This window comes from Olivibacter sp. EAT-5, assembly GCF_044784325.1.
Lineage (GTDB): Bacteria > Bacteroidota > Bacteroidia > Sphingobacteriales > Sphingobacteriaceae > Olivibacter > Olivibacter oleidegradans.
The window spans coordinates 6,503,216-6,514,710 of record NZ_CP173028.1 but is presented as its reverse complement, the minus strand read 5'-3'; the positions used below and the strand labels follow the sequence as shown (position 1 = coordinate 6,514,710).

General features: G+C 39.9%; 11 protein-coding genes. 5 read left to right on the top strand and 6 right to left on the bottom strand.

What is annotated here, in order from left to right:
- The first annotated feature begins 158 nt into the window (after nt 1-158).
- Nucleotides 159-1,181 carry a LacI family DNA-binding transcriptional regulator gene (locus tag ACH11B_RS27575; protein ID WP_013668306.1) on the top strand — a complete coding sequence of 341 codons (1,023 nt, stop codon included), beginning with the start codon at nt 159-161 and terminating at the stop codon, nt 1,179-1,181.
- Between the two features lie 44 nt (nt 1,182-1,225).
- On the opposite strand, the gene ACH11B_RS27570 is transcribed toward ACH11B_RS27575, so the two are convergent.
- Nucleotides 1,226-1,786, bottom strand: a complete 561-nt coding sequence (locus ACH11B_RS27570) for a UbiX family flavin prenyltransferase (RefSeq protein ID WP_130856508.1) — start codon at nt 1,784-1,786, stop codon at nt 1,226-1,228.
- 14 nt (nt 1,787-1,800) lie between these two features.
- Nucleotides 1,801-3,717: a gamma-glutamyltransferase family protein gene (locus tag ACH11B_RS27565; protein ID WP_377611488.1), complete on the bottom strand. Its 1,917-nt coding sequence runs from the start codon at nt 3,715-3,717 to the stop codon at nt 1,801-1,803.
- Between the two features lie 169 nt (nt 3,718-3,886).
- On the opposite strand from ACH11B_RS27565, the gene glk reads away from it, so the two are divergent.
- Entirely contained in the window at nt 3,887-4,921 is a 1,035-nt protein-coding gene (glk, locus tag ACH11B_RS27560; RefSeq protein WP_013668303.1) for a glucokinase, read from the top strand.
- Nucleotides 4,922-4,928: 7 nt separating this feature from the next.
- Here glk and ACH11B_RS27555 read toward each other — a convergent pair whose 3' ends face one another.
- Nucleotides 4,929-5,324: a VOC family protein gene (locus ACH11B_RS27555; RefSeq protein ID WP_289552306.1), complete on the bottom strand. Its 396-nt coding sequence runs from the start codon at nt 5,322-5,324 to the stop codon at nt 4,929-4,931.
- 224 nt (nt 5,325-5,548) lie between these two features.
- Here ACH11B_RS27555 and ACH11B_RS27550 point away from each other — a divergent pair, with 224 nt between their 5' ends.
- Nucleotides 5,549-7,063, top strand: a complete 1,515-nt coding sequence (locus tag ACH11B_RS27550; protein WP_289552305.1) for an arylsulfatase — start codon at nt 5,549-5,551, stop codon at nt 7,061-7,063.
- A 149-nt stretch (nt 7,064-7,212) separates the two neighbouring features.
- Nucleotides 7,213-8,142 (top strand): DNA-3-methyladenine glycosylase, encoded by a 930-nt coding sequence (locus ACH11B_RS27545; RefSeq protein ID WP_149106238.1) that lies wholly within the window; start codon nt 7,213-7,215, stop codon nt 8,140-8,142.
- Here the strand turns inward: ACH11B_RS27545 and ACH11B_RS27540 are convergent.
- Nucleotides 8,117-8,830: a 2OG-Fe(II) oxygenase gene (locus ACH11B_RS27540; RefSeq protein WP_130856512.1), complete on the bottom strand. Its 714-nt coding sequence runs from the start codon at nt 8,828-8,830 to the stop codon at nt 8,117-8,119. The two genes, ACH11B_RS27545 and ACH11B_RS27540, sit on opposite strands and share 26 nt — an antisense overlap.
- Before the next feature lies 1 nt (nt 8,831).
- Nucleotides 8,832-9,107 (bottom strand): Ada metal-binding domain-containing protein, encoded by a 276-nt coding sequence (locus ACH11B_RS27535; protein WP_289552300.1) that lies wholly within the window; start codon nt 9,105-9,107, stop codon nt 8,832-8,834.
- 205 nt (nt 9,108-9,312) lie between these two features.
- Between ACH11B_RS27535 and aqpZ the strand changes: the two genes are divergently transcribed.
- The gene (aqpZ, locus tag ACH11B_RS27530; protein WP_013668298.1) at nt 9,313-10,023 is read left to right on the top strand and encodes an aquaporin Z; all 711 of its coding nucleotides are present in this window, start codon (nt 9,313-9,315) and stop codon (nt 10,021-10,023) included.
- Between the two features lie 108 nt (nt 10,024-10,131).
- Here the strand turns inward: aqpZ and ACH11B_RS27525 are convergent, their stop codons facing one another.
- The gene (locus ACH11B_RS27525; protein WP_377611484.1) at nt 10,132-11,448 is read right to left on the bottom strand and encodes a MutS-related protein; all 1,317 of its coding nucleotides are present in this window, start codon (nt 11,446-11,448) and stop codon (nt 10,132-10,134) included.
- Nucleotides 11,449-11,495: the final 47 nt, after the last annotated feature.

The following is an 11,495-nucleotide window of genomic DNA, read 5'->3' as shown; positions in this document are numbered from 1 at the left end:
GTTAATATCAAAGAACTTTTTAAAATTTATACTGGAATAGGGATGGTTTGAGAATCTTTTTAACAATTATGTGAAAACGATTGCCTTTTTCTTTCTTTAAATATTATCTTTACCACAACCTTATCAGCTAAACAATGCTATTACCAATTGCATAATCAATGAAAAGAAATAGAATCTCCATTAAAGATATTTCGAAGGCCTTAGGGCTTTCCAATACGACCATCTCTTTCATCTTGAATGGGAAGGCCGAGGAAATGCGAATAAGCGCGCAAGTTGCTGAACGTGTTTTAGCTTATGTAAAAGAGGTAGGCTATACACCTAATTACTTAGCAAGAGGCTTGGTGACAGGTAAAACTAATACAATAGGATTTATAGTAGAGAATATTGGCAATCCTTTTTTCTCGCAAATCGCCTCGCTAATAGAAGAACAGGCTTATAATAACGGCTACAAGATAATTTACAGTAGTACAAATGGACAGACAGAAAAGGCGGTTGAACTTATACGGATGTTCAGAGACCGGGGGGTGGATGGCTACATAATTTGCCCTACAGAAGGCCTGGAAGACGAAATCAAACAATTGAGGGAAGAAAATAGGCCAGTTGTACTTTTCGACAGATACTTGCCGAAAATTGATTCCCATTATATAGGAATTAATAATGAAAATGCAATGTATGAAGCCTGCCGGCATTTGGCGAACAAAGGAAAGAAGCATATAGCTTTAATCACGACTGATTCGCAACAAACTCAGATGCTTAGTAGGTTGGAAGGTTACAAAAAATTAATAAAAGAGCGAAATTTGAATGAATATATTTTATACATTCCTTATAGGGAAAGAAAAGAACGATTGTTGTCCGATTTTGAAGAATTTCTAAAGAAAAATCCAATGATCGATAGCGTCTGCTTTGCTACCAATTATTTAGCGGTAGGGGGCTTGGAAGTAATGAGACATCGTAAAATAAAGATTCCGACAAAAATTTCGGTACTAGCATTTGACGATAATGAGGCACTTCGCCTATTTCAACCAGCCATAACTGCGGTTGAACAACCTCTTGAGGATATGGCAAAATTAATTATTGATCGATTGCTTGTTGATTTAAAGCTTGGTAAAGTTACGGATAAAACCTTTCATAAAGAACTATCTGCTCAATTGATTTTAAGAGATTCAACCGAGAAAGCTTAAGTTATGAGCTCCATTTGATAACCGAACATAACAAAGGAGCCGGTTTACTTTTCCCATCTAGGAATGTCTATATCGAAACCGAATAAATCGAGTGCCCGTGCCACGGTGTGGGTAATCATTTCATCGATTGTTTGAGGTTGCATATAGAAGGCTGGCACAGGGGGCATCACAACACCTCCCATTTCAGTTACCTGTAGCATTGTTTTTATGTGCCCAGCATGTAATGGTGTTTCCCTAAAAAGTAGAACCAATCTTCGCCTTTCTTTTAATGTTACATCCGCTGCACGTGATAAAAGCGAGCTGGTTACGCCTGTAGCTATTTCCGACAAGGTTTTTACTGAACAGGGTGCAATTAACATGCCCATCGTTTTAAAAGATCCACTGGAAATAGCAGCCCCAACATCCGACAGGGCATAAACCCTATGGGCCAGCGAAACCACATGTTCATGTTTATAACCCGTTTCATAGGTTCGTACCATTTCGGCGGCCTTGCTTATAATGAGATGTGTTTCAATATCCAGTTCTTGCAGCAGTTCAAGTGCCTTTATTCCATATTGGATCCCCGTGGCTCCACTAATACCTACTATTATTCTTCTTTTAGTCATTTCTTTCAAAGGCTTTACCAACCGATACCGTAATCCTCTCCATGGTTACTGCTCCCTCCCCAAAAGGTGCCATGTTCCTGATCGACAAAGATAGCATTTATCGGTCCACTCGTACGTTCGCCGAAAGTCATGTTGTAGCCCATCTGTTTTAAGGTATTTCTTATTCCCTCTTTAGTGTTGCTATTTAACAAGATGCTTCCCGATTTTGGTATCCTATCTTTCATTTGAGTACCACCCAACGACAGCCAAAGTTGATTGCTGTTAATGTTGGCTGCTTCCGTTGCTTGCTGTACAGTCATGCCGAACTCAACAATATTAAGAAAGAATTGAAGGAGGTTCTGATCCTGTGTATCTCCTCCCTGTACAGCGAAAGCCAGAAACGGCTTGCCATTTTTTAATGCTAAGGAAGGTGTTAATGTCACTCGGGGCCGTTTGCCTGGTTGTATCACGTTGTAAGGATTAACGATTGAATCCAAAACAAAACTTTGTAAGCGTTGGCTCATACCGATTCCGGTATTTCCGGCAATGCAGGCGGGCACCCAACCACCGCTCGGTGTAATTGCAACAAGCCATCCTTCTTTATCCGCTGCAACAACACTAGTAGTCCCTCTCCAAAGTCGATCACGATATAGACTGTCTTCCGCTGTCTCACTGTTTAGTAGGGCTTGATTTGAAGCGTCGTGTTTAGGTACAAAATCCTTAATCTTTTCGTTACTGTTGCTGTCTAGCAACAAAGATCTTTTCTTTAAAAGACCTTTAAACGGATTGCTTTCATTTTGGAACGGAAAGGGATCTCCAGGTAATGCAATCATGAGGTTCCTGTCTTTTGGTATCATTGCTGCCCGTTTTTTGGCGTAATTTTTATCAAGCAACCCACTAATAGGAGGACGTGGCCTGAAGTAAGGATCTCCATAGTAAAAGTCTCTATCTGCGAATGCCAAATTCATTGTTTGATATAGGGTATGAATATATTGAGCAGAATTATATCCCAAATTTTTGAGATCAAAATTTTCGAGAATATTCAAACTCTGTAACAAGGCAGGGCCTTGCGTCCACTCTTGAAGTTTATATACCTCAACCCCACGATAATTTACATGAAGAGGTTCTTCTTCGATGGGTGTCCAGTTTGCCAAGTCGGCCTTTGTAATTAGACCTCCTTGCTCAGCTGAACCGCGTACGAATTCATCGGCAATATCACCTTTGTAAAAGCGATTATAAGCAGCCATAATTGCCTCTTCTCTGTTTTTGCCTTCTTTCAAGGCTTGTTGCTCGGCCTCTACCAGTTTGTTGAGTGTAGCAAACAGCTGTGGTTGACGAAAAATTTCTCCAGCTGCAGGAGCCTCCCGCTTACTACCAAGATGCGGTAGAAAAACGGCTTTACTATAAGGCCATTCTTTTATTTTTTCTTTATTACGTTCAATACTGTTCGCGGTTTGAGCATCAATTGGATACCCAGCGGCCATTTCGATTGAAGGATTCAAAACTTCTTGCAGACTTAGAGAACCATATTTGGCCAACATATAGCAAAGTCCACCTGGCGTACCTGGCGTTATTGCTGCCAAAGGACCGTATTCGGGTGGAAAGTCGTAGCCCTTCGATTTAAAAAAGTCAACAGTCGCGCCGGTAGGGGCAACACCCAAAGCATTGATGGCGATCACTTTCTTCGTTGTCGGGTTATAGATAAGTGCTTGAGTTTCCCCACCCCAACTTAAAACGTCCCACATTGTGCATGTTGCAGCAAGCATGGCACAGGCTGCGTCAACGGCGTTTCCTCCTTTCTGGAAGATCATGGCTCCGGCAGTAGCAGCGAGCGGCTTACCGGTTATCGCCATCCAATTTTTACCGTATAGAGGTGGTTTCTGTGTTTGTTGACTGTAAGAGGCTTTAGTAATTAACAAAAAAATGCAAAGGTATAGGGTAAATGATTTCATAAAAAGTGTCTGTTTTGACGGTGAATCAAATATAGGAAAATTGACCATATAGTGCTAACGAAGGCTTATGGCATAACTACTGTATTAAACAATAATCATTTTAATGTGTAGAAAAAGAAAGGAGAAGCAATCAAAATGCACGCTTCCGTGTTTATAGAAAAAACATAATATGACCCGTATACCGCTTTATTTACCCAATAAACAAAATGGAAAAAATGTCTTATTGCTTGCTGCTGATATTGGAGGCACAAAAACAAGCCTAGGTACGTTTAAGGTAGAAGATGCACAAATTAAGTTACTACGGGAGCAAACCTTTCCGTCCCGAGATTATTTATCTTTCGATCAGATTTTAGATGAATATTTAAGAAATGATGTTAATTCACCACCTGAAGTGTTATCTATTGGTGTAGCAGGACCCGTGGTAAATAATGCCGTAAAATTGACTAATTTATCATGGAATATTGATGCCAAGATGCTGCAACAAAATAGCGGGTGGAGTAAAGTATGTATATTGAATGACCTGGAAGCAATGGCTTATGGTTTAGCGGGAATTGCAAAAGATGATTTGGCAACGTTATATTCGGGAGAACCTGAGGCCGGGAATATTGCTATCCTAGCACCGGGTACCGGATTGGGAGAAGCAGGGCTTTTTTGGGATGGAAAATTCTATCGGCCTTTTGCTACGGAAGGAGGTCATAGCGAATTCTCGCCGCGTACTGAAACGGATATAGAACTTTTTCATTATTTACGAAACGAAAGTCCGTTGATCAGTTGGGAGCATTTGATTTCGGGGGCCGGGATATACCGAATTTATTCCTTTCTACGGGATGTAAAAGGCTATAAAGAACCTGCTTGGTTGAGCGAAAAATTAACTACGGAAGACCCCGCTGCGGTGGTAAGCCACACAGCAATGCGTGAATTAAACGATGGATGCGTTAAAGCCATGCAGTTATTTGTAAGTTATATGGCTCGAGAAGCCACTAGTTTGGTTCTTAAATTGAAAGCTACAGGTGGTTTATACCTGGGAGGGGGGATTCCTCCAAAAATTTATCCACTCTTACGCGATGAGCTGTTCCGGCAGCAGTTTATCCAAAGTGATCGCATGGAGCTTTTATTGCAGCGTATTCCTATACACCTAATTCTAAAGAACCGAACTGCATTGACGGGAGCAGCATATTATGGAGCCTTTGGTAAAGAGCTATAGTCCCCTGTTATACACGCTCTTCGAGTATTGATAGAATATTGCCGGCAGGGTCTGCAAACCAAGCTATTTTGGGGCCTGGCCCTGTGCCATCAGCATTAGCGATACCTCGTTCGTCGGTGCGAATTTCTCCTGTATATGAAAGGAAATGAACACCGTCGGCAGAAAGTTGATTAACCGTACTGACTATGTCTTCTACCACAAAGTTAAGTACGGTAAAAGTGGCAGGTTGATGGTTCTTTTTTGGATAGATAATAATGGTATGACCACCTGTCAAATGAAGTTCGAGCACATCCATCTCGGCACGTGTCACCTGTAATCCTAATGTGTTTTTGTAAAAAGCTTCAGCTTTCTCCATATCATCAGCTGAATAACTGCTGAATGTCTTGCGAGTTTGTAATATCATCTTTGTTTATTTTAAGCGCCTCACCATTCGCAACGCATCTTAGCTGTCCTGCACTGATTGATAACAATAAAATATCAATCTTGTTCTACTCACTTGCCATCGAAACATTTGCCTCGCAAACGGTTGCGTTTACATTGCTTTTGGTTTTAAGTATTTTAAGCCGTAAAATTGCTCAGAACGCCAATATGGAACCGAAATCGAAAACACTAAATGTATAACTTATTATGAAATCTAATAGATTAATGCGGTGGCTTGCAATAGTTGGTCAAGTAATAATTTTTGTCCTGCCTTTAATGGGATACGCGCAGAATAATACGTTGCCGCCTAACATTATCTATATTTATGCGGACGATCTCGGCTATGGTGACATCAGTCCTTATGGACAGAAAAGAATAAAAACGCCTTATTTGGATCAAATGGCGAAAGAAGGCATGCAATTTACCAATCATTATACAAGCACACCGGTTTGTGCGCCCGCACGTTGTATGCTGCTGACGGGTAAGCATGGTGGCCATTCCTATATTAGGGGAAACTATGAGATGGGTGGTTTTCCGGACAGCTTAGAAGGCGGGCAAATGCCCCTTCCGGAGGGGACTTATACACTTGCTAAAATGCTAAAAAAAGCCGGATATGCGACCGGTTTAATAGGAAAATGGGGATTGGGAATGCATAATACCACCGGTTCTCCCTTAAAGCAGGGCTTCGATTATTATTTTGGTTATTTGGATCAGAAACAAGCGCATAATTATTACCCTTCTCACTTATGGGAAAATGATCAATATGTTAAATTAGGGAATCCGGATATATTTGTGCATCGCTCTGTCGATTCCTTGAAAGCAGATGATACTGATTTTGATTACTTCAAAGGTAATAGCTATGCCCCTGGTCTAATGACAGACAAGGCGCTTCGGTTTATCGAAAGATCTAAAGAGAGACGTTTTTTTCTTTACCTGCCCTATACGATTCCCCACGTGTCGCTTCAAGCTCCCGACGAATATGTAAATCAATATAAAGATCGGTTTAACGATCAACCTTATTATGGGCAGCATGGGTATGCGGCCACGAAATATCCCCGAGCAACCTACGCTGCATTGATATCCTATTTGGATGCACAGGTCGGTCTCATTTTACAAAAATTAAAAGAGCTGGGTTTAGATGAACGGACGATTGTTATGTTTTCGAGTGATAACGGGACCGCGTTCAATGGAGGTGTGGATTATACCTTCTTTGATAGTACTGCAGGTTTAAGAGGTCTGAAGATGGATGTTTTTGAAGGAGGAATTAAAGAGCCATTTCTGGTACGATGGCCCGGTAAAATAAAACCAAACAGCAAAACGGACCACGTTTCGGCGCAATACGACTTGATGGCGACTATAGCGGATCTTATCGGAGAGGATGCAGGTAATACAGATGGCATTTCGTTTCTCCCTACTTTGCTTGGGAAAGAGAAAAAACAAAAACAGCATAAATTTCTATACTTTGAATATCCGGAAAAGGGAGGCCAACTGGCAATTCGGAAAGGGGATTGGAAAGCAATCAAGCTTAATATGAAAGGGAATCGAAAAGCGAAATGGATGTTGTTTAATCTTGGAGAGGATCCCCGCGAAACCAATGACCTGGCACAACAGCATGCCGAACTATTGCATGAATTTGATAGAATTGTTGCTCGGGAGCACCAACCTGCTCACATCCTGGATTGGGAGATTGTTGATAATAAACTTCAAAATGAGAAAAGGTAGAATTTGAGTGGCCGGTTTAAAAAATCACCATAGCACCGGTTCCCTATTAGGACAACCAATGGGTTTCGAAGATAGGGGTAAACGTGCTTTGTGAAAATTCGAGTAAGAAACGGATTGTAGACCAGTCTTACTTTCCTTAATTTCGACTCATGCAAAATCAGCATTTGATAATACCGGTTAACGGACCTCTTAACTTCAAAGAGTGTTTGTGGTTTCTCGATAGAGGATATGATGACTGTTTGATTCGCATTTATGACGATCATTTTCGAAAGGCGCTGATTGTAGAAAATGAAAAGATCATTTTGGATGTTTTTGGAGATACCGAAGGACTTAAAGTGACAATAGCAGGTAAAGTGTTAGAAGAAGAAACGATTGTTTATATTAAACAGTATTTAGCTGAATGGTTTGATCTTGAAAATAACTTAGAGAATTACTATGCGATTGTATCCTCTTCCGGGAAATTGAACTACATGTCCACCGCTTTTTATGGTTTGCGATTAATCGGTATTCCGGATCTTTTTGAAGCTATTGTTTGGTGCATTATAGGACAACAGATCAATTTGACATTTGCTTATAAAATAAAAAGGCGCTTGGTAGAGGAGTATGGCCGTTGTGTTGTTTATCAGGGCGATACTTATTATGTTTTTCCCTCTCCTCAGGATTTTATAGCCGTAAATCCACAGGACCTACTGAAAATACAACTCTCCAAGAGTAAAGCTAACTATATCATTGAGGTAGCTAAAGCCTTTTTAGAAGGTAGAATCAGTAAGAAAATTGTAGCAGGTTTACCAAGTTTCGAATTGAAACAGCAGTTATTAATGTCTGTGAAGGGAATTGGTCTTTGGACAGCAAATTATGTCTTGATGAAATGTTTACGAGTGCATAATAGCATACCTTACGGAGACGCAGGACTACTGAACGCGCTTGTGAAATTTCATATAATAGAAGACAAAAAAGACTTAGTTGGCACTAAGCAGTTCTTCAGACAGTTTAAGGACTGGGAATCTTACATCGTCTTCTATTTATGGCATAGTCTTTCGAAGGATGCGAAAATTAATTCAGCGCATCATGAAAAATAATACCAAGCGCGTATCGCTGACCGGTATGCAATGGACTCACGCCGTGTTTCATGTTCACTTTATGAAAACCTTTTACTCCCTTTACAGATCGGAAATTTGTAGTGAATATTAATAGGTCGCCTTGATTGAGCTGTAGTACATTAGCCTTTGATTGTGCACGTGGCACCTGTTCGGTGATGACAAATTCACCGCCCGTGTAGTCCTTTCCGATTTGATTGAGCATAATAACCATTTGCAGGGGAAAGTAAACGGTTCCGTATAAATCCTGATGCAAGGTATTAAATCCTCCCTCGTGGTACTTTAATATCAATACCGTAGGTTTCGTCTGTCCCTGCTCATGGCAATGTCTTTGCATTTCATTAAAAGTTGAAGGAAACGCAGCGTTTATTTTTAGTTCATTCATCCAACGATTGGCCACTGATACAATCTTTGGATAAATACCTTCACGCAACGCCAAAATTGGCTCAGGCAAAGGATATTTAAAATACTTATACTCACCCAAACCGAAACGATACCTTTCCATTAGAATGGTCTTTCTGTAACGGGTGTCGTTATCATATGAGTTTATTAGTTCCTCACATAAATCGGTGGAGAAAAGGTTCTTTATAATTACAAAACCCTTTTCATGCAAAGACCTGGAAATGCGGCTCCAATCTTGTGTTTCAATTAATGAAAAAATTTGTTCCATCTTATTTAAAGTAATGTTTTTGAGTTAATTTCCATTTTTCATACGCACTCCGCAGGCAATGGCCACACGGGCGATATCCTTTCGCAACGGCTTCCTGTTCGTCATAGAAAAATACACGATGTGCCACTTTCATACGTTTGCCCGAACCACATGACAATAAACCATATATTTTTTTTGGCCAATAACCTGCCAAGCTGACTTTTTTTTTATGAATTAATGCCCGAAGTTTGATCATTCTCTCTCCTCCGGTTTTGCCAAGTTCAATATGTCGATACATTATAATAAAACATTTCTTCAAAATAAATTAATGTTCAAGTATTGTAAAACCCGAATATTGCTGCTTTTTAAAAAGTACACAGGTTTGCACAATAGTGTGGTTTACTGTAACGGCAATTAAAAAAATTACTTTTCTTTAAAATAAATTAATATATTTACCTAGCGTAAATCGCTAATAATCACTTTCCAATTAATAATAACAGATTATGAAAAACTATTTCGCAGAATTTTTCGGAACTTTCTGGTTGGTTTTTGGCGGCTGTGGCAGCGCGTTGTTTGCTGCGGGTATACCAGATTTAGGCATTGGCTATATGGGAGTAGCGTTTGCTTTCGGTTTAACAGTCCTTACTATGGCCTACGCTGTAGGTCATGTTTCAGGAGGGCATTTTAATCCTGCAGTCTCTATTGGACTTTTAGTAGGCGGCCGTTTTCAGGCCAAGGATTTGCTGCCATACATTCTTTCGCAGGTTTTGGGAGCGCTTGCTGCCGGCGCAATTCTTTATTTAATATTAACCGGCAATGCGAACCCTGTTGCGATTGATAATACGAAGGCAGGGGCGTTTGCAGCAAATGGGTATGGTGTCTTGTCGCCCCATGGTTATCAATTTGGTGCCGCTTTTTTAGCAGAAGCGGTATTAACGGCTTTCTTCCTGATTGTTATACTGGGAGCGACCGATAAGTTTGCGAATGGTAAATTTGCCGGTATAGCCATTGGGTTGGCACTTACTTTAATTCACTTGATTTCAATTCCCATAACAAATACATCGGTGAACCCTGCTCGTTCTACTTCGCAAGCGATAATTGCCGGAGGCGAATATCTTAGTCAGTTATGGTTGTTTTGGGCAGCACCCATAATAGGAGCAATTATAGGAGCCTTAATTTATAAATCACTTATTCAGAAAAGCGACCCAAGCTGATCTTGTAAAAAGGTATATCTTGACAAGCGGGGTAAACAATTTGTTATCCCGCTCGTTACATTGAAGGTTGGCATTAGTGGCCGGTGTCGTTATTATTAGTCATATCGTTTAGCATTTCCAAGATCCCTTCGTTTTTAAAAGCCAAGTGCCAATCCGGTCGCTTGTGATACCATCTAATAAGATATGGTTAAAGGTTGGTCCGTTTGTTCCGAATTGGGTTTGAAAATGCTTGAATTGAATGGGAGTGATATCTTTTAAATTATGGGCAATTTCTACCAAATGACTTGAAATCACAAAGAGGCTGTTTGGGTGCTTCGAAAAAGCTTCAACTATTAACAATGAACATTCATAGGCATCTTTTACATTGGTACCCCTAAAGAGTTCATCGAAGATAATAAGTAGATTTTTGCGCGTAGAAAGCTCTTGTGCAACGAATTTTACGCGTAAGACCTCGTTGTAAAAATGGCTGCGTCCCTGTGTTAGGTCGTCCGCAAGATTGATTGTTGTCAGTAAGCCGTTAAACAATCCAGTTGTCATCTTTTTTGCCGGTATAGGAAAACCAATATGAGCGAGATAGGTTGCGATGGCAATTGATTTCATTAATGTCGATTTTCCGGACATATTTACCCCCGTAAGAAAGCATAGATGATTATTCGCTGTTAGGCTGAAGTCGTTAACAATGGGATTGTGTAAAAAGGGATGAAAAACTGCCTTCAGCTCGAGCCTGCTTTTGTCATGTTGGATATATTGGGGAAAAGAGAAGGAATGCTTTTTTGCCGCCAATGCAACGGAATAATAGGCATCTAATTGATAAACATAATTCAGTATGTCCCGAATTTCTTGTCTATAAATTTTCCTTATTAAATAGTCGCAACGTTCTAATCGAATTCCTTTTAACTTCCGGTAATTTTTTTCTAAGCAATTCCTTATGAACGCATCGGCATAGATTGTGTTTATCAATATGGATAAGTTCTTGATAAAAGAAACTTGGCCTTTTTTCTGTAATTCTTGACAAAGCTCGTTCAGGAAAGATATCGTATCCAGTATTTCGATTAAGCCACGTTGCTTATTATATTGTTCCTGTTTCTTTTTATATTGATATTGAATTGATTTTTTCAAGGCTCGAAAGAAGGAATATTTTTTTGGACTATCTGAATTCGCTAAATAAAATTCAATAAAGTCCATCGGTTCTTTCTGAAAGGATATATTTTCGATTTCCTCGTAAAGAAATCTTAAATCCTCAACCCGTGTTTGTAAGTCATATATGTTCCTGAGCGGCGTTTGAAAGAGTTCTTTTAGGCGTGTTTTACCGCCAAGGGTAGTTGTATAATCGAAGTAAGCATAAACGCTGCGATTGTATTTTGGACTTTCGAAAAGCTGTAAATCGTCTATAGTTTGATTATCAATCAAAAACGTATCATTCATGTTTAGGGTGTTAATCGGCCTTTTCGTTTTAACGTATAAAAACATAA